Origin of the sequence: Methylobacterium sp. XJLW (assembly GCF_003254375.1) — a bacterium.
Classification (GTDB): domain Bacteria; phylum Pseudomonadota; class Alphaproteobacteria; order Rhizobiales; family Beijerinckiaceae; genus Methylobacterium; species Methylobacterium fujisawaense.
On sequence record NZ_CP016429.1, the window covers coordinates 2778337 to 2796033 of the forward strand.

The window sequence follows — 17697 nt, forward strand, 5'->3', positions numbered from 1 at the left end:
ATCAGGCCGCGCTCGCCGGATCGGCCGACTGGGCCATGCTGGCGAGCAGGCGGCGCAGGGCGGCGTTCTCGGTCTCGAGTTCGCTGACGCGCTTCAGCAGCAGGGTCACGGAGGCGTCCGTCGCGGCCGCAACGGGCGCCGCGGGCGCGGCGCTGGCCGGCTGCTCGAAGGTCACGCCGATGCCGTCCTCCCGGCGCCAGCGCAGGATGGCCCGGTAGGTCCGATCCTTCTGCGGAATGTAGAGATCGAACGCCTCCGGGAGCGTGGTGGCGTCGCTCATGACGAGCCGCGCACCGGCGGAGGACATGTCGCGCACGAGGCAATCGAAGCTCGACGAGCCGTTGTTGAAGACGATGCGACCCTTGAGGAAGACCCTCTGGCGCGCCTCTCTGCGATGCTCCGACATGCGGCCGGCTCCGAAGCTGACGATGCCGCCAGTCCTGCACGCCAGCCCTTAAGGAATCTTCGTTGCGATCGCAGAGTCGGGGCCCGCCGCGCGGCGGGATCCCTGCCGACGGGGGTCCCATCGCCGGGTCCCGGCTCGGTGCGCGGGGTGATCCGGTTTCAAGCCGGCGCGGCTGGCGCCGCCGGGCGGACGGCGTTCTTCGTGCTGCGTTGCGGAACGCCGGCCGGCGGCTCGGCCCGCGCGCCGCATGGGCGCGCTCAGTCCTTCCCGATGCCCCCGCTCACGCGATGAAGCGCCGGTCCACCGTCTGGAACAGGTAGAATCCGTTGAAGCGCACGGCGGTGTCGGCGGCTCGGTCGTCGAAGTCGAGGGGTTGCCGGCTGCCGTCGCAGAGCTTGCCGCCGAAGGTCCAGCGGCCGGCGCCGATGAAAGGCGGGACGGTGCTCGCCTCAGGCACCGCGCAGCAGAGACCCTCGACGCTCTTGAGCTGGAACAGGTTGTAGCTTCGCATCCGAAGTCCTCCGCCTGGCCGCCCTCAAAGCCAAATTTTCCCAATACGGTATTTTGCATTGCGAAGAATCGGCTTGACCGTGCTCATAATGGCACAATCGGTCGAGTTTGTGTCGGTCAAGTTTCGGGGACGTTTCGGTTCAACTCCGCGATCCAGATGCGCGCCGACCCGTCGGAGGGCGCGCGCCAGTCGCCCCGGGGCGAGAGGGAGCCGCCGGCCGAGACCTTCGGCCCGTTGGGGAGCGCCGAGCGCTTGAACTGGCTGAAGCCGAAAAAGCGGGTGAGGAACACGCCGAGCCAGCGGCGGATCTCGGGCAGGTCGTAGGCGACCCGCTTGGCCTCGGGGAAGTCCGGCGCCCAGAAGCCGCTGTCCCTGTCGCCCCAGGCGTGGAGCGCCAGGAAGGCGATCTTCGAGGGTCGGAACCCGTAGCGCAGCGTGTAGAACAGGTTGAAGTCCTGCAGCGCATAGGGGCCGATCGTGGCCTCCGTGCTCTGCGGGCTGTCATCCTGGTCCACCGGCACCAGCTCGGGGGAGATCTCGGTGTCGAGGACCGCCTGGAGGGTGCGCGCCTCGTCCGGCCCGACCTCGCCGTGGCCGATCACCCAGCGGATCAGGTGCTGGATCAGGGTCTTCGGCACGCCGGCATTGACCGCGTAGTGGCTCATCTGGTCGCCGACGCCGTAGGTGCACCAGCCGAGCGCCAGCTCCGAGAGGTCGCCGGTGCCGACCACGATGCCGCCCGCCTGGTTGGCCAGCCGGAACAGGTAATCGGTGCGCAGGCCCGCCTGCACGTTCTCGAAGGTCACGTCGTAGACCGCCTCGCCCCTGGCGAAGGGGTGGTTCATGTCGGCGAGCATCTGCCGGGCGGCCGGGCGGATGTCGATCTCGGCGGCCGTGCAGCCCAGGGCCTTCATGAGGGCGTGGGCATTGGTCTTGGTGGCGTTCGAGGTGGCGAAGCCCGGCAGCGTGTAGGCCAGGATGTCCGAGCGCGGATAGCCGAGGCGGTCGAAGGCCTTGGCGATCACGATGAGCGCGTGGGTCGAATCGAGGCCGCCCGAGACGCCGATCACGGCGCGGCGGGTGCCGGTGGCCTCCAGGCGCTGGGCGAGGCCGGCGACCTGGATGTTGTAGGCCTCGTAGCAATCCTGGGCGAGGCGCGTCGGATCGGCGGGCACGAAGGGGAAGCGCTCGATCCGCCGGATCAGCCCGAGATCGGCCTCCGGCGGGTCGAGCCGGAACGGGACCCGGCGATAGGGCAGGGTATGGCGGCGCGCGTCGTCGTCGAAGCTGCCGGCCTGGAGGCGCTCCTGGGCGATCAGGTCGAGGTCGATGTCGGCGAGCGTCGTCACCGGGCCCGCGGGGAAGCGCTCGCCCTCGGCCAGCCGCACGCCCAGCTCGTCGATGCTGGTCTGGCCGTCCCAGGACAGGTCGGTGGTCGATTCGCCCTGGCCGGCGGCGGCATAGACATACGCGCAGGCGCCGCGCATCGCGGCCGCCCGCGAGAGGAGCGCCCGCGACTCGGCCCGGCCGACGGTGATCGGGCTGCCCGAGAGGTTGGCCAGCACCGTGGCGCCGGCGAGGGCCGCGCGCATGCCCGGGGGCTCCGGAACCCACAGATCCTCGCAGATCTCCACCCCGACCACGAGGCCCGGCAGGTCCTCGGCCGGGAACAGCAGATCGGTGCCGAACGGCGCCTCGCGGCCGGCGACCCGGATGGCCTCGCCGGTGATCCCTGCGCCGGAGGCGAAGTGGCGCTTCTCGTAGAACTCCCGGTAGTTCGGCAGGAAGGTCTTCGGCACGACGCCGAGCAGGCGGCCGCCCTGGATGGCGAGCGCGGTATTGTAGACGCGGTGGCGCCAGCGGAGCGGCGCGCCGACCAGCAGCAGCGGCCGGAGATTGGCCGATTCGGCGATCACCCGGGCGGCGGCGGCCTCGACCGCGTCCAGCAGGGTCTGCTGGAGCAGCAGGTCCTCGATCGCGTACGCTGAGAGGCCGAGTTCGGTGAAGACCGCCAGCGCGGCCCCCGAATCGTGGCACCTCCGGGCGAGGTCGAGGATCGCGTCGGCGTTGCGCTCGGGCTCGGCCGGGTGGCTCCGGCCTGTGCAGGCCGCAACCCGGGCGAAGCCGTGGCGGTAGAGGGAGCGGAAGCGCGCCGGCGATTCGGAGGTGGCTGGAGACACGGGCACCTGTCCGGATGAGGAATGGCTGCGGGTATCATATGGCATGCGGCCCGGCACGGGCGATCGGACGCGGTCGGCGCCCGCGGCGGGTTGGCTGCACGGCGCACGAACCGCTCTGTTCCCGGCATGGTTTCCGCAGCGCGGCCCGTGGCAAGCCTCCATTAACGACGAATGGCCTAACTCAGGAACAGCCGCCGCGCGTCGGCGGATCCCTGTTTCGAGTATCGTCTGAGAACCCATGCGCGCATCGGGACGGCCTCCGTACTCCCACCGTGACCCCGCCCGCCCCGTCCGCGGCGGCGACCGCTCGGGCCTCTCCCTGGGAGCCCTGGCGCACCGGCTGATGGCGCTCCGCGCGAGCCTCACCCGCCGCCTGTCCGGCTCCCCGGTCGGACTCCCCGCCCGCCCGTCCTACGGTGCCCCCGGGCGCCGGGCGGAGCCGAGCTGGCTCACGCCGCCGGGCGCGATGGTCGGCCGCGAGGCCGCCGAGCGCGCCCCGCGCGCGGCCGCGCCCGAACCGCACTGGCCGGACCAGGTCTTCGACGACCGGGCGAGCCTCGACGCCCTGGATGCGCCGGCCTTCGAGAGCCGGATCGACCGCAGCGCGTCCTCGCCGGGCGTGCTGGTGCGCCAGCCGCGCCGCCCCGCCGCCATCGCCCCCGAGGGCGTGCCGGCCGGTGCGCCGGTCGCCGCGCCGGTCCAGGCCGCCGCCCCCTCGGCCGTGCGCTACACCCGCACCCCCGATTCGGTCCTGCAGGAGCGCCGCCAGCGCGCCCTGGAGGCCGAGCGCGTCGCCCTGGAGCGCGCCCGCGCCGAGGCGCAGGCGGCCGCCCTTGCCCTGGAGACCGAGCGGGCCGCCCGCGAGGAGGCCGAGCGGGAGCGCATCGCGCACGAGCGGACCGCCGCCGAGGCGGCGGAGCGCGTCACCGTCATGCCGGTCCCGCCCGAAGCCGCCGCGCCGGACGCGGAGCCGGTGCCCCTGTGGCGCCAGCCCTTCGTCGCCCCGCCGGGCGTCCGCTTCTTCCGCACGCCGGATCGCCGCCCGGTCCGGCCCGCCGTCGAGCTGGCCGCGTCCACGGCGGTGATCGCCCCCGTCGCGGCGGCGCCTTTCGTCGCCGAGAGCGTCGAAACCGTCGCCGAGGCCCCGGCCCGCGACTGGTCCGACCTGCCCGACTGGTCCGAGGTCCAGCCCTGGTTCGACGGCGGCGACTGGTCGTCCGTCGAGGCCTGGTCGGCCCTGGAGGCGCAGTCCGCCGAGGCGCCCCCGGCCCCGGAGGCCGTCGCCGCGCCGGCGGCGTCCGACGAGCGCTTCGTCTCGATGCCCCTCGACATCTCGCACCTGCGCTCGCTGCCGCCGCGGCCGGTCTACGTGCTCGACCGGCTCGTGCGGTTCGACCAGCCGCCGCGCCCCGCCGACGGGCAGGATAACGGCACGGATTCCGGCCCGCGGACCGAGGAGGCCGCCGCGATCCGGAGCGCCTTCCTGCCCCCCGCCGCGGCCCCGGCCTCCGGCCTGTCGCTGGTCTTCGGTCCCGGCAGCGCCGCGGCCGAGCCTCCGGCCGCGCCGGTCTCCGAGGCTCCGCGCCGGGCCCCGGCGCTGAGCGCCATGGCGGCCCGGGCGGCGATCCGCGCGGCCGGCCAGCCGAGCACCCTCCCGCCGGCGCCCCCGGCCCAGCCCGAAGCCGTTCCGGCCCCGGTTGTGGCCCCGGTTGCGGCCGCGCCGGCCGCCGCGCGCGCCGAAGCCGAGCGCGTGGTGATCCCGATGACCCCGCGCCCGGTCCTGCTCCGGGGCAAGCTGGCGCCGCAGCCCGAGCCGGTCGAAGCCGAGGTTGAGAGCGAGGCCGAGCCCGTCGCGGACGAGCCGTCCGAGCCGGTCGCCGCTCTGCCGGCCCCCGCGCCGGTTGCGGTCCCGCTCGTCGCGCCCCGCGCCCACCTGATCCCGGCCGGCCGCCATCTCGAGATCGCGCCGATCGAGAACGCCGATTACGAGCTGCCGTCCCTCGAACTGCTCGCCCTGCCGGCGCCGGGCGGCAGCGAGGAGGTCGATGCCGACGTGCTGGAGCAGAACGCCCTAAACCTGCAGCAGACGGTCCAGGATTTCGGCGTGCGCGGCGACATCCTGGCGGTGCGGCCGGGCCCGGTCGTCACCCTCTACGAGCTGGAGCCGGCACCGGGCACCAAGTCCAGCCGCGTGATCGGCCTGTCGGACGACATCGCCCGGTCGATGTCGGCGGTCTCGGCCCGCGTCGCGGTGGTGCCCGGCCGGAACGTCATCGGCATCGAGCTGCCGAACGAGACCCGCGAGACCGTCTACCTGCGGGAGCTCCTCTCGTCGGCCGACTTCGCCGAGAGCAAGCACAAGCTGGCCCTGTGCCTGGGCAAGAACATCGGCGGCGAGCCGATCATCGCCGACCTCGCGCGCATGCCGCACCTGCTGGTGGCCGGCACCACCGGCTCGGGCAAGTCGGTGGCGATCAACACCATGATCCTCAGCCTGCTCTACCGGCTGAAGCCGGAGGAGTGCCGGCTGATCATGGTCGATCCGAAGATGCTGGAGCTGTCGGTCTACGACGGCATCCCGCACCTGCTCTCCCCCGTGGTCATCGACCCCAAGAAGGCGGTCATCGCCCTCAAGTGGGCCGTGCGCGAGATGGAGGAGCGCTACAAGAAGATGGCCAAGATCGCCGTCCGGAACATCGACGGCTACAACGCCCGCATGAAGGAGGCCCGCGACAAGGGCGAGACCATCACGCGCACGATCCAGACCGGCTTCGACCGCCACACCGGCGAGGCCGTGTTCGAAGAGGAGGCGATGGACCTGGCGCCGCTGCCGTACATCGTGATCGTGGTCGACGAGATGGCCGACCTGATGATGGTGGCCGGCAAGGACATCGAGGGTGCGATCCAGCGTCTGGCGCAGATGGCGCGGGCGGCGGGCATCCACCTGATCATGGCGACGCAGCGGCCTTCGGTGGACGTGATCACCGGGACGATCAAGGCGAACTTCCCGACCCGGATCAGCTTCCAGGTGACGAGCAAGATCGACTCGCGCACGATCCTGGGCGAGATGGGCGCCGAGCAGCTTCTGGGCCAGGGCGACATGCTGTTCATGGCCGGCGGCGGGCGCACGACCCGGGTGCACGGGCCGTTCTGCTCGGACAGCGAGGTCGAGACCGTCGTGGCGCATCTCAAGCGCCAGGGCCGTCCCAGCTACCTCGACGCCGTCACGGCCGACGATTCGCCCGAGGAGCCCGCCAAGGAGGGCGGCCGGTCCGGCCGGGGCAAGGCCGCCGCGGCCGACAAGGCCGAGCGCGGCGACGAGCCCGAGGAGGAGGCCCCCGTCTTCGACATCGGCGCCTTCGCGGCGGCGACCGGCGGCGAGTCGGACGACCTCTACAAGCAGGCGATCGAGGTGGTGCTGCGCGACCAGAAGGCGTCGACGAGCTACATCCAGCGCCGTCTGCAGATCGGCTACAACCGCGCCGCCTCGATCATGGAGCGGATGGAGATCGAGGGGATCGTCGGCCCGGCCAACCATGCCGGCAAGCGCGAGATCCTGGTCGCCGGCGCAGCCCACATGTCGAGCGGCGTGTACGACGACGAGTGAGACGCCGCGCCCCGGGCCGCTCCCCCATGGGGGCGGCCCGGACGTCGCATCTTCGCCACAGGGCGGGGTTCTAACGGGCCGCTGCGAAACCCGTCCCGTCCGTGAGAGCGGAGCGAAGCAGCCCAGGGCAGGGCGCCGTCCGGCACCGTGGAGCTCCTGGGTTGCCGCGCGCCGCTCGCGCAGACGACGGGGGGCGCGACGTCTTCACCCGCTCGCTGACGTCACGTTCCGCTTTCCCTTTGCCGCCGGAGCCCACGCCGTGGTTCCCCAGGAGACTCTGCCGATGATCGGCCGCCGCATCCGCACAGCCGGCTCCCTGATCGCCGCCGGGCTGTGGCTCGCGACCGCCAACCCGGCCGAGGCGCAGGTGGGCGCCTTCATCGACAGCCTGTTCGGCCACAAGGAGGAGCCCGCGCCGCAGCCCGAGGCTGCCCCGCCGGCCCCCGCGCCGGCCAAGAAGCCCGCGCCCAAGGCCAAGGAGGCGAGCAAGGATTCCGGCAAGGACTCGGGCAAGGACACGAAGGCGGCCAATGCCAAGTCCGGCAAGGCCGAGCACAAGGCCGCCGAGCCCAAGGTCGCGGCGGTGGGCGCGCCGACGGCGATCGCCCCCGGCGAGCCCGCGGATGCCGCGACGCTGCTCGCCCAGGCCAACGCCTACTTCAACGGGATCAACACCCTGACGGGCAACTTCATGCAGATCGGCGCCGATGGGCGCCGGATCGGCGGCAAGCTGACGCTGGCCAAGCCCGGCCGCCTGCGCTTCGACTACGACCAGCCCTCGCCGCTCGAGGTGATCGCCGACGGCACCTCGGTGGCGGTGCGCGACCGCAAGCTCAACACGCAGGACCTCTACTTTATCGCCCAGACGCCGCTGAAATTCCTGCTGCGCGAGAAGATCGACCTCGCCCGCGACCTCACCGTCACCGACGTGGCGAACGATCCGGGCGGCGTCCGCATCAGCCTGGAGGACCGCGCCACCCTCGGCGGCACCTCGAAGATCCAGCTGTTCTTCGATGCCGACGTGAAGACCCTGTCGCAGTGGCGGATCACCGATCCGCAGGGCTACATCACGACGGTGACGCTCTCGAACCTCCAGAAGGGCAAGAGCGTCGACGGCAACCTGTTCTTCATCAATTACGGGCGTGCCGAGGACAAGGCCGTGCAGCAGCAGATCCAGCAAGCGCAGCCCTAGGGGGCGCCCTCAGGCCGCCTTCGCGCCGAGGCCGTCGAGGCCGATGGGGCGCCAGCGGTCGAGCTCCCGGTCGATCGCCCCCTCGGTGCCGCGCAGGAACTCCGCGGCCGTCAGGCCCGGCGCGATGGCCGTGAGGTAGCTCACCACCACGGTCCCGGCCCGGGTCGCCATGCCCCCCGGCCAGAACAGCCCGGAATTCAGCGCCACCGGCACCACCGGCAGGCCGAGCCGTCCGTAGAGCAGCTCGACGCCGCGCTTGAAGCGCAGCGGCGCGTCGATGCCGCCGCGGGTGCCTTCCGGAAAGATCAGCACCGACCGGCCCGCCGCGACAGCGGCGCGGCCCTCGTCGATCATGGTGCGCAAGGCCTGCGTGCCGTTGCCGCGGTCGATGACGATCATCGGCGAGCGTCGCAGGAACCAGCCGACCACCGGGATCGCCAGCAGCTCCCGCTTGGCGACGATCGCCACGTCCGGCACCAGCACCAGGAAGGCGAGGGTCTCCCAGGTCGACTGGTGGTTGGCGACGATCAGGCAGGGCTTGGCCGGCAGGTGCTGGCGGCCCTCCTCCACGTAGCGCAGGCCGACGATGTGCCGGAGCCCGGCCAGGATGCCGCGTGCCCAGAGGCGCGTCGCCCGTCGGATCGGCCGCTCGGGGGACCCCGACAGGAGGAAGACCGCGAGCGGCGCGAGGAACAGGGTGGTCCAGGCGGCCCAGTAGGCGGCGAACAGGAGCGAGCGGGCATGTGCCATGGCGGCGCCTCGACGAGGGGCCCGGGACAGGGCAGGGCACGGGCATAGCGCCTGCCGGGCACCGACGCACGGCATTTCGCGCCGCCGGCGTCGAGCGGACTGTCGCGGCCCGCGAAATCGGCTATCGGAGCGCACCTCCGACCGAACCCCGGCGCCGCCCGTGCAGCTCACCGTCACCACCTGGAACATCAACTCGGTGCGCCTGCGCATCGACCTCGTGCTGCGCTTCCTGGCCGAGCACAAGCCGGACGTGCTCTGCCTCCAGGAGACCAAATGCCCGGACGACGCCTTCCCGCTGAAGGCCCTGCGCGGCTCGGGCTACGAGCACGTGATGTTCGCCGGGCAGAAGGGCTACAACGGCGTCGCGATCCTCTCCCGCTTCCCCCTGCACACCCGCGCCGTGATGGGGTTCTGCGAGCGCCAGGATGCCCGCCACATCTCGGCGGTGCTGGGGCCGGAAGCGGGGGCCGCCGCCGGCATCGTGCTGCACGATTTCTACGTCCCGGCCGGCGGCGACGTGCCGGACCGCGACCTCAACCCGAAATTCGCCCACAAGCTCGACTTCCTGTCCGAACTGCGCGCCTGGGGTGGCAAGCGCGTCTCCGGGCCGGCGATCCTCGTGGGCGACCTCAACGTCGCGCCCCTGGAGCACGACGTCTGGTCGCACAAGCAGCTCCTCGACGTGGTCAGCCACACGCCCGTCGAGACGGAGGCGCTGGAGGTCCTGCGCGGGGAGGCGGGCTGGATCGACGCGGCGCGCCACCTCACCCCGGAGCCCGAGAAGATCTACACGTGGTGGAGCTACCGCTCCCCCGACTGGTCGGCGGCCAACAAGGGGCGGCGCCTGGACCACGCCTGGGTGTCCCCGGACCTCGCCGGGACGGTCCGCAAGGTGGAGGTGCTGCGCGAGGCCCGCGCCTGGGAGCGTCCCTCCGACCACGCGCCGGTCACCCTGACCCTCGAACTCTGATCCGGCGCCCGCACGGAACCGGGGTGCGGTCCGAGCATTGCCCGCTCACGAACCCGTGACGTGAGCGAGCCCCGATGCGCAAGATCCTGATCGCCTTCCTCCTCCCCAAGGTCGTCTCCTTCCTGCGTCGCCGCTACGGCGGCCCGCATTCCGGGCGCACCCGCGCCTTCTGAGACGGTTCGGTACCCTCGCCCGGCCTGTGACGGCCGGGCGCAGGCGGCGGCCCTGGAGGCGGCCCTAGATCCCGTGGATCGCCCACGACCCGGAGCCTCCCCGATGACCGACGATCCGCGCCAGGCCGGGCCGCAGCCGCCCTTTCCCGGCGACCAGCAGCAGCCCCGGCCGGGCCTGACCTCCAAGATGACGCCGCGGCCCGACCACGGCGAGGACAGCTATGTCGGCAAGGGGCTCCTCACGGGCCACGCGGCGCTGATCACCGGCGGCGATTCCGGCATAGGCCGGGCTGTGGCCATCGCGTATGCCCGCGAAGGCGCCGACGTGGCGATCTCCTATCTCGACGTCGAGCAGGAGGATGCCGAGGACACGAAGGCCTGGGTCGAGAAGGCCGGCCGGCGCTGCCTGCTCCTTCCCGGCGACATCCGCGACGAGGACCATTGTCGCGAACTCGTGGCGAGGACCGTGGCGGCGTTCGGGCGCCTCGACGTCCTCGTGAACAACGCCGCCGCCCAGGTGGTGAACGACAGCCTCGACGACGTGAAGGCTCCCGACATCGAGGGCTCGTTCCGCGCCAACGTCTTCGCCATGTACCACCTCGCCCAGGCCGCGGTGCCGCACATGAAGCCCGGGGGGGCGATCGTGAACAGCACGAGCGTGCAGGCCAAGGTCGCCGATCCCAGCATGCTGATCTACGCCGCCACCAAGGGCGCGATCGCGAGCCTGACCATCGGCTTGTCGAACCTGCTGGCGCCGAAGGGGATCCGGGTGAACTGCGTCGCCCCGGGGCCGGTCTGGACGCCGATCCAGCCGATCGTGAAGAGTCCGGAGCAGATCGAGCAGCTCGGCGCGCAGACCCCGCTCGGCCGCGCCGGCCAGCCCGCGGAACTCGCTCCGGCCTACGTGCTGCTCGCCTCCCGCGAGGGCAGCTACATGTCCGGGGCGCTGGTGCCGGTCACCGGCGGCATCCCGATGCTCTGAGCGCCGGGTCCGCGCGGAGGCTCGAGCCCATCTTCGCATCCCGAGAGGGGGAAGCCGCCTCGGTCGTGTCGGCGCGCCTGGCGGCCGCCGCGGACCGGTCGGTGGCCGACAGGCGCGACGGCGCCCGCGCGATCCATCGGACATCGACGGCGGATCGGTTTTCAACGGCGGGAGGGACCTGTAGGTGTCCCGGGCTTGGCCTGCGGCGGTCGCACCGCTGCGGACCCGAACGCCGCGTCGCGCCATCCGGGTGCGGCCGCCCCCGACGGAGACGACGATGAGCGATGCCCAGACCCGGACCGCACTGGTGACGGGGGCTGCCCGCGGCATCGGGCTCGCCACCGCGACCCGCTTCCTCGCGGACGGCTGGAACGTCGCCCTGCTCGATATCGACGGTCCGGGCGTGGCCGCGGCGACGGAGCGGCTCGGCCGTCCGGAGGCCGCGCTGGCGGTGACGGCCGACGTCTCCGAGCCCGAGGCGGTCGCGGCGGCGATCCGGCAGGTCGGCGACCGGTTCGGGCGGCTCGACGCCCTGGTCAACAATGCCGGCATCGCGATCTTCAAGCCGCTGATGGAGACCACCTTTGCGGACTGGTCGCGGGTGCTCGCGGTCAACCTGTCCGGTCCGTTCCTGTGCACGCAGGCCGCCGTGCCGCTCCTGTCCGAGCGCGGCGGGGCGATCGTGAACGTCACCTCGATCTCGGGCCTGCGCGCCTCGACCCTGCGGACGGCCTACGGCACCAGCAAGGCGGCGCTGGCGCAGCTCACCCAGCAGCAGGCCGTCGAGTTGGCGCGCTGGGGCATCCGCGTGAACGCCGTCGCCCCCGGCCCGGTGGATACCGCGATGGCCAAGGCGGTCCACAGCCCCGAGATCCGGGCGGATTATCACGACACCGTCCCGCTCGGCCGCTACGGGCTGGAGACGGAACTCGCGGAGGCGATCGTCTTCCTCTGCTCGGAGCGCGCCTCCTACATCACCGGCCAGCAGCTCGCCGTCGACGGCGGTTTCGAGGCGACGGGCATCGGCCTGAAGACCCTGCGCGGCGGACGGAACGCCTGAGCCCGCCGCAGGGCCGGATCTCCCGGTTTCGGACAGGGTTCGTTAACCCTGCCGCCGTAGCCCCGAAGCTTGGTCAACAGGCGCGAGTGCCATGCCGAGACTCGGCTCCATGATCCTCGACGGTCTAGCGTTCCTCCTGGCCGCGATCGCCCTCACGGCGGTCGTCGTCGGCTACGAGCGCAATCTGCCGGATCCGGGCGCGTCACTCGCCGAAGGCCCGCCTGCCTGGATCGATCCGGTCACGACGGGGGCGATCACACCGGCGGCGCCGGGCGCGGCGTCTCGCTGGGCGGACGCGCAGCTCCTGATCCCGGCCGCGGACACGAATCGGCCGCACCACGCCGACGGCGGCGCCTGGGTGAACCCGCCGCGCCGCTGAGACATCCGCCTCGGGCCGGCGACCATCACAACTGATCGTTAACTATGGTTGCCGAACCTTCCACCGCACAGCGAAGCGGAGAGGCATCCATGACGCGCGACGGAAACCGCCCCCATCCCAGCGCCCTGGCGCGCTACCCGGTTCCGATCGAGCTGATCTCGGCGCTGTTCCGCGCCGACGACGCGGAGCGCGACCGGCTGCTCGCCCCGATGCCGGCCTATGGGCGAGCCCGGATCGCGGCCTATTGCGCCGACAACGCGCGGCTCGCGGCGCTCGGCCTGAAGGTGGCGCGGTCCTGCGACGAGGCCACGCTCGTCAAGGCGGCGGGCCAGGCCGTCGGCGCCGACCTCTACGCGCGCTCACGGGCCGCCGCGCCGACCCCGGTCCGGCTTCAGGCCGCCTGACCGATCCGTCGCGCGTGGGCCCGTCCGGCCGATCCCGTCGGGTTGATGAATGGCCGGACCTGTCCCGGTTCACGGCGACCGGCGCATCCTCCTGCCATCGGTCCGGTGCGTCCGGCCCGCTGGTTCAGGAGATCGTGTCATGATGCGCTCCAAGATGCTCGGCCTGGTCGCGGTGGTCACGGCGGGGCTCGCCACCGCCACGGCGGCGAACGCGGCACCGTTCGGCTATGGCCCCCCCGATGCCGGGGTCGTGATCGAGCGCGTGGCCGGCGGCTGCGGTCCCGGCTTCCACCCCAATCCCTGGGGCCATTGCCGGCCGAACGAGCGCGGCTGGGGCTGGGGCGGTCCCCGCGGGCCCTACGGGCGGCCGGGCTACGGCGGCTACGAGCGCGGCTATGGCGGCTATGACGGCCCGCGCCGGTTCCACGGCGGCTGGTAGCCCGCGCGGCCGGCTCGGGACCATACCCCGGATCCGGATCGGACCGGATCCGGGCCTGGTTGCCGACTTGTCCCGCCGGAACGGACACCCGCATATTCACGACGGGATAGAGCCGTATTAGTCTCTTCCGGGACGACACATAGTGTCCCGGAGATTTTTCGATATGCGCCGCTATGTATTTGCATCCCTGATGATTGCCGGCGTGGCGGCCGGTGCCTCGCCGGCCGCTGCCCTGTCGACCAAGGAGTGTTCGGCAAAGTATCAGGCCGCCAAGCAGGCGGGGACGCTCAACGGGCAGAAGTGGAACGACTTCCGCAAGGCCGAGTGCGGCGCGGCGGCCGATACCGCCCCGACCACCGCCCCCAACCCGGTCTCGCCGACCGCGACGACCGCCGCGCCCGCGGCCCCGCCGGCAGCCGGTTCGCGCGCCGGAACGACACCGCCCGCCGCCGCCGGATCGGCCGCCTTCCCCCGCGCCATCGATCCGAAATACGCCAAGGAATCGGCCGGCAAGGCCCGCATGCACACCTGTCTCGACAGCTACAACGCGGCCAAGGCCGCCGGCACGTTGGGCGGCATGAAGTGGATCGAGAAGGGCGGCGGCTACTATTCGGCCTGCAACAAGCAGCTCAAGGGCTGAGCCGCTTCGCGGCCGCGGCCCGAGCGGATCCCGATCCAGCTCGGACCTGGCGCCCGACAAGACAGGCCCCGACGGTCGAAGCGATGCGACCGACTCCCTCATTCTGGCGGGGAGGGGGGCCGGGTTGGGATTGGTGGAGAGGGCATTGGATCGCGCGATCCGGCGTCGCCCCCACCTTCGGTTCCTCACCGCGAGGGGAGGCGCGCATGCAGAGGCCCGAGATGGGGAAGCATCCGAGCCTGCAGAGACGCCGCCGGCGCCACGACCGGCGCCGGCGGCGTTGTCCCGACCGGACCGACGGCGCCTAGTAACTGAAACCCTTGCATACCCTGACACTGTGTGTGTTAGCGCCCTGCAAACGCTCATTGAATCGAGTTAGAGACATGCTACGCATCCATTGAGGCATAAAACAGTCACTCTGACTGGTTCCGCGTGGCAAGGGCGAGACCGAGGCCAACTTCCCGATCGGCAGAAATCGGCTGCTTTTCCACAGCTAAGCGTAGCATTTCACGGCTCCCGACCAGGACGACCCGCGCGATCGCGCGGGTGACGGCGGTGTAGATCAACGAGCGGTCCAGCAGGCGAGACGATACAATCGGGATCACGACGTTCTCGAAGGCCGTGCCCTGCGCCTTGTGGACCGTGACCGCATAGGCGTGGTCGAGATCGTCGAGGTCGCGTCCGGCCAACCGCTGCTCATTGCCATCGAAGTTCACGGCCACCCCATCATCGTCGATTTCCGTAACGGTGCCCAGGCTGCCGTTGCGTAGGTCCCGACGGTAGTCGTTCCTCAAGAACAGCACTGGCTCTCCGGCAATGAACCGGCCGCGCTCCCCAGGTGGGCATCCGAGGGCCACCAGATGGTGGAGCTCAGCATTAAGAGCGACCGTTCCGCTCGCACCGGTTTTGAGAGCCGAGAGTATCGTGGCCCCTTCGACCCCGCCGAGCTCGGCGAGGGCGTCCTTCACGTGGTCCGCAATTGCGTGGGGCTCGCATTCGAGCAGCGTGACGCCGCCGACGTCAGGGGAGAAAGGCTGAAGCCAAGGGAGCCGTCCGTCGCGTATGGCAGCCGCGACGGCAGGGATGCCGGAGGCGGCGGACTGCCGCCGAATGGTCCGTAGTTCGACCTTCGGGATCTCCGGGATGCCGACGAGCGCATGCAGCGTCAGGCCGAACCCGATCGGCGCCAACTGTGCCTCGTCGCCGACCAGCAGGAGACGGCCGCTTGGCGGCATGACCCGCAGGATCCGGTAGAGCGTCGGAAGGTCGAGCATCGAGCTTTCGTCGATCACGACCAAGGCTTCGGGCCCGACGGCGATCTGCTTGGCCTCGACGGCCTTCAGAAAGGCTGCGATCGTCGAGGCCTTCCTACCCGTCGCCTCCGTCATCCGGACGGCGGCACGGCCGGCGAGCGCCATCATGTGGATTGCTCGCCCGAACCGCTCGGAGGCGGCTACGATCGCCTTGAGCACGGTCGTCTTGCCGACGCCGGCGCCACCGACGACGAGACCGAAACGGCTTCTCAGGGCGAGGTGGACGGCATCCCGTTGCTCGCAGCCCAGATCGACGCCGATGGCGCCTGCCGCCTCGTCCAGCCAAACGTCGAGTTCCGGAGCGGGGACCTCGCGGGCGATCAAATCCTCGCTCACCTGCCCCTCGATCATCCGGGCGATCGCGCCGGCGACGTAGGCCTCCATCATGGCCGCGCCGGCCGGCTGCAGGCCTTCGCCCATCCGAACGGCGACGCCGAGGGCTACCGCCTTGGATACGGCCTCGGAGGCGCGCGACGCCGAACATCGCAGGAGTCGAGCGACTAGGCGCACGACCTCGGCGTGGCGGGTCAAGGTGTGATGCTCGTCGAGCCGCCGGTAGAGGGCAGCCTCCACGGCCGCGATGCTCCGATCGTCGGCGTCGAGCGGCAGACCGAGCCGATGCGCCACGGCGTCGACTTTCTCGAAGTCGGCCACGGCCATCATAAGCCACGGGTTCTCCCGGAGGCGGAGCGGAGCCTCGAGGCCCCAAAGGGCGACGATCTTGCGGGCGAGGCGTCCGTCGAATCCGTTCTCCCCGAGCCAGACGACGACGTCGCCTTCGGCTTGCCGATCGCGCCACGCCACTACGAGGTCGTGGGCCCGCTCGATCCCGAGGATCGGCTCAAGGGCGACGAGGTCGCCGTCGGTCAGTGCGCGGCCGAGATCGTCGCCGAGAGCAGCCTGGAGCTTGCCGGCGGTCGCGTAGCCAATCCCTACGAAAGCTGGATCCTCCGCGAGGTGGCGGACGAGAGCCGTACGATCGCGCTCCGGATCCACCCACGATCTCCACTTCGAGACCGTGCAGCAGGGTGCTGCACAATTCGGCATATCGAGGACGAGCCCCCGATCCGACCGCGCCACGATACCACCGTGCTCGTTCCGGCGAAGGGGCAAGCGCAAGCGTCGCTTCGCGACCCCTTCACCTCCACTGCGCGCGGTGGTCTTCGGGGCCCAGGTCGGCTCCGAGGGACGGTCTCTTTCCGATCCCACCAAGGGACTGCTTCAGACTGATGTTGACCTTGGCGCAGAATCGATCCGGCCGCGGCATGCTCCGATTGGGCCAGCAATCTAGTGGGCCAAATCTGACGCTTGATACTTGGTCGCGGCGTCCGCAACGGGTGGTTTCCCGTCGGTCCGCTTCCGGCTGACGGATGTGTAGAAGCGGACAGAGCCGGGGTGACCGCGCAAGCTAGTTAGACTGGCGCGGTCGTAGGGACGTGAAGGGCCGGTCGAACTATCCGGCCGAAATTCGGCATACTTTCCGAGTTATGTGCGCTTGCTCATGTTACCGCCGCCCATCCCGTCACAGCAGCAGCCACTCTTCTTACCCTTCAAGCTGCCATGCGCCATGGCCATGCTCCCTTTGCCGCACATCATGGCGCCCTTGCCTTTCCCGCCGCCACAGCAGGTCATGGCGAGCGCCGGGGCCGCACTGAGCAACAACATGGCTGCTGCCCCTGCGATCAGCGTCTTCATAGGTGGATGTCCTCTTCAAGCTACACCCTAGCTGTAAACGTTCCCACCGTGGGAGGGTCAATACGCATCGGCCGCTGCGTTCAAGGCATTTCCGTATCTCCGCTTCTCGGTCAGAAAGGTCGCCTCCCACACCGGGCCGAGTTTGTCCGACGGTCGGTAAATGGCCGTTAGGCGGACAGCCCGGCGATGGCTCGGACAGCCGGACTGGGTGGGTTGCAGATGGTCCGCTTTCAGACGACGAACGGCCCGGAGCGGACCTATTTGAGAGGACGGTCGCCGTCTCTTTTCAGAAGCCCGAAACGGCGGCGTTTAGGCTGCACATTGAGGAATTGCCCCACAATCGATACTTAATCTCAGATGTGCGCAAGAGCGCTCTAACGATCATTGCCGCTTGCCACGATTAGACCAAGGCTTGGTATTACATATAGGTTTCTTGCGCCGACACCATCGAGATAGTAGCTGCCTGTCCTTTTGACCGCATCCTCTATTCCTTTTGGCCAAAAAAGGGCATTTTCAGCACCGCAGTACAAGTTAGGTATAGCCCCTTCCGAGTACCAAGCCCTTGGAACTGGCGTGGGCTTCCATTCGCCTCTATAATAATTTGTCTCCGCTGCATTTGCGGGATCGCGTATATCGGAGAAAAATTTGAGACCCTGTTCTTCAATCTGCATTATTGTATCGTCGCGCAGTCCTATTGCATAAGCGCCCTGGTAGCTAAGGAAGCGATTGCAGGCTCCTTCTACGAAATACCAAGTCTGGTGAAACTTTTTAGGAATAGATCGTCTTAGATAAAGCTCTTTTTGTATGGTAGAGCAGCCGATTGGCAGGGTAATTATAAGCGCCATGCCCAACATGGCTGCGCGAAGCGATAGCATGAACTTGCCTACAGCAAAAGCGTTCAAGTCGGCAAACGAAACCTAGCCGAATTTGAACGGCACTCGCTACAGGGGTAAATTCACGGCTGCTTACTGGGAACGTCGTTGGCCTTTCGAACGG

Annotated in this window: 16 protein-coding genes; 9 read left to right on the forward strand and 7 right to left on the reverse strand. The window is 70.2% G+C overall.

Annotated elements, in window-relative coordinates:
• Window position 1: 1 nt before the first annotated feature.
• The 3 genes from A3862_RS12910 to A3862_RS12920 all read right to left on the reverse strand — a co-directional run bounded on the left by A3862_RS12910 (window position 2) and on the right by A3862_RS12920 (window position 3097).
• Window positions 2–406: a PilZ domain-containing protein gene (locus tag A3862_RS12910; protein ID WP_043351152.1), complete on the reverse strand. Its 405-nt coding sequence runs from the start codon at window positions 404–406 to the stop codon at window positions 2–4.
• Window positions 407–686: 280 nt separating this feature from the next.
• Window positions 687–917 (reverse strand): hypothetical protein, encoded by a 231-nt coding sequence (locus tag A3862_RS12915; RefSeq protein ID WP_043351157.1) that lies wholly within the window; start codon window positions 915–917, stop codon window positions 687–689.
• Between the two features lie 116 nt (window positions 918–1033).
• Window positions 1034–3097, reverse strand: a complete 2064-nt coding sequence (locus A3862_RS12920) for an NAD(+) synthase (protein WP_043759060.1) — start codon at window positions 3095–3097, stop codon at window positions 1034–1036.
• 343 nt (window positions 3098–3440) lie between these two features.
• Here A3862_RS12920 and A3862_RS12925 point away from each other — a divergent pair, with 343 nt between their 5' ends.
• Both A3862_RS12925 and A3862_RS12930 read left to right on the forward strand, forming a co-directional pair.
• Window positions 3441–6704 (forward strand): DNA translocase FtsK, encoded by a 3264-nt coding sequence (locus tag A3862_RS12925; protein WP_043759058.1) that lies wholly within the window; start codon window positions 3441–3443, stop codon window positions 6702–6704.
• Between the two features lie 283 nt (window positions 6705–6987).
• Entirely contained in the window at window positions 6988–7896 is a 909-nt protein-coding gene (locus A3862_RS12930) for a LolA family protein (RefSeq protein WP_043759056.1), read from the forward strand.
• Window positions 7897–7905: 9 nt separating this feature from the next.
• On the opposite strand, the gene A3862_RS12935 is transcribed toward A3862_RS12930, so the two are convergent.
• Window positions 7906–8646, reverse strand: a complete 741-nt coding sequence (locus tag A3862_RS12935; RefSeq protein ID WP_043759053.1) for a lysophospholipid acyltransferase family protein — start codon at window positions 8644–8646, stop codon at window positions 7906–7908.
• A gap of 160 nt (window positions 8647–8806) precedes the next feature.
• Here A3862_RS12935 and xth point away from each other — a divergent pair, with 160 nt between their 5' ends.
• From xth to A3862_RS12970, 7 genes are all read left to right on the forward strand, one after another.
• Window positions 8807–9616, forward strand: coding sequence for an exodeoxyribonuclease III (gene xth / locus A3862_RS12940; protein ID WP_043354519.1), 810 nt, complete (start codon window positions 8807–8809; stop codon window positions 9614–9616).
• 276 nt (window positions 9617–9892) lie between these two features.
• Complete coding sequence (locus A3862_RS12945; RefSeq protein ID WP_111473631.1) at window positions 9893–10771, forward strand: SDR family oxidoreductase; 879 nt, start codon at window positions 9893–9895, stop codon at window positions 10769–10771.
• 277 nt (window positions 10772–11048) lie between these two features.
• Window positions 11049–11831, forward strand: a complete 783-nt coding sequence (locus A3862_RS12950; RefSeq protein WP_043385070.1) for an SDR family NAD(P)-dependent oxidoreductase — start codon at window positions 11049–11051, stop codon at window positions 11829–11831.
• Between the two features lie 91 nt (window positions 11832–11922).
• Window positions 11923–12210: a hypothetical protein gene (locus A3862_RS12955; protein ID WP_236961973.1), complete on the forward strand. Its 288-nt coding sequence runs from the start codon at window positions 11923–11925 to the stop codon at window positions 12208–12210.
• Window positions 12211–12299: 89 nt separating this feature from the next.
• Complete coding sequence (locus tag A3862_RS12960; protein WP_043354509.1) at window positions 12300–12614, forward strand: hypothetical protein; 315 nt, start codon at window positions 12300–12302, stop codon at window positions 12612–12614.
• 139 nt (window positions 12615–12753) lie between these two features.
• Window positions 12754–13053 carry a GCG_CRPN prefix-to-repeats domain-containing protein gene (locus A3862_RS12965; RefSeq protein WP_043385077.1) on the forward strand — a complete coding sequence of 100 codons (300 nt, stop codon included), beginning with the start codon at window positions 12754–12756 and terminating at the stop codon, window positions 13051–13053.
• Between the two features lie 163 nt (window positions 13054–13216).
• Complete coding sequence (locus tag A3862_RS12970) at window positions 13217–13693, forward strand: hypothetical protein (protein ID WP_043759047.1); 477 nt, start codon at window positions 13217–13219, stop codon at window positions 13691–13693.
• Window positions 13694–14106: 413 nt separating this feature from the next.
• On the opposite strand, the gene A3862_RS12975 is transcribed toward A3862_RS12970, so the two are convergent.
• The 3 genes from A3862_RS12975 to A3862_RS31060 all read right to left on the reverse strand — a co-directional run bounded on the left by A3862_RS12975 (window position 14107) and on the right by A3862_RS31060 (window position 17603).
• On the reverse strand, window positions 14107–16002 hold the full coding sequence (locus A3862_RS12975) for an AAA family ATPase (protein WP_164706366.1): 1896 nt from the start codon (window positions 16000–16002) through the stop codon (window positions 14107–14109).
• A gap of 489 nt (window positions 16003–16491) precedes the next feature.
• Window positions 16492–16701, reverse strand: a complete 210-nt coding sequence (locus A3862_RS12980; protein ID WP_043759046.1) for a hypothetical protein — start codon at window positions 16699–16701, stop codon at window positions 16492–16494.
• 374 nt (window positions 16702–17075) lie between these two features.
• Window positions 17076–17603, reverse strand: coding sequence for a hypothetical protein (locus tag A3862_RS31060; protein ID WP_124262970.1), 528 nt, complete (start codon window positions 17601–17603; stop codon window positions 17076–17078).
• Window positions 17604–17697 lie beyond the last annotated feature (94 nt).

Excerpts from the sequence above, each read along its gene's own strand:
- A3862_RS12910 (WP_043351152.1), bottom strand. The coding sequence starts at position 406 with ATGTCGGAGCATCGCAGAGAGGCGCGCCAGAGGGTCTTCCTCAAGGGT.
- A3862_RS12915 (WP_043351157.1), bottom strand. The coding sequence starts at position 917 with ATGCGAAGCTACAACCTGTTCCAGCTCAAGAGCGTCGAGGGTCTCTGC.
- A3862_RS12925 (WP_043759058.1), top strand. The coding sequence starts at position 3,441 with ATGGCGCTCCGCGCGAGCCTCACCCGCCGCCTGTCCGGCTCCCCGGTC.
- A3862_RS12930 (WP_043759056.1), top strand. The coding sequence starts at position 6,988 with ATGATCGGCCGCCGCATCCGCACAGCCGGCTCCCTGATCGCCGCCGGG.
- A3862_RS12935 (WP_043759053.1), bottom strand. The coding sequence starts at position 8,646 with ATGGCACATGCCCGCTCGCTCCTGTTCGCCGCCTACTGGGCCGCCTGG.
- A3862_RS12945 (WP_111473631.1), top strand. The coding sequence starts at position 9,893 with ATGACCGACGATCCGCGCCAGGCCGGGCCGCAGCCGCCCTTTCCCGGC.
- A3862_RS12950 (WP_043385070.1), top strand. The coding sequence starts at position 11,049 with ATGAGCGATGCCCAGACCCGGACCGCACTGGTGACGGGGGCTGCCCGC.
- A3862_RS12955 (WP_236961973.1), top strand. The coding sequence starts at position 11,923 with ATGCCGAGACTCGGCTCCATGATCCTCGACGGTCTAGCGTTCCTCCTG.
- A3862_RS12960 (WP_043354509.1), top strand. The coding sequence starts at position 12,300 with ATGACGCGCGACGGAAACCGCCCCCATCCCAGCGCCCTGGCGCGCTAC.
- A3862_RS12965 (WP_043385077.1), top strand. The coding sequence starts at position 12,754 with ATGATGCGCTCCAAGATGCTCGGCCTGGTCGCGGTGGTCACGGCGGGG.
- A3862_RS12970 (WP_043759047.1), top strand. The coding sequence starts at position 13,217 with ATGCGCCGCTATGTATTTGCATCCCTGATGATTGCCGGCGTGGCGGCC.
- A3862_RS12980 (WP_043759046.1), bottom strand. The coding sequence starts at position 16,701 with ATGAAGACGCTGATCGCAGGGGCAGCAGCCATGTTGTTGCTCAGTGCG.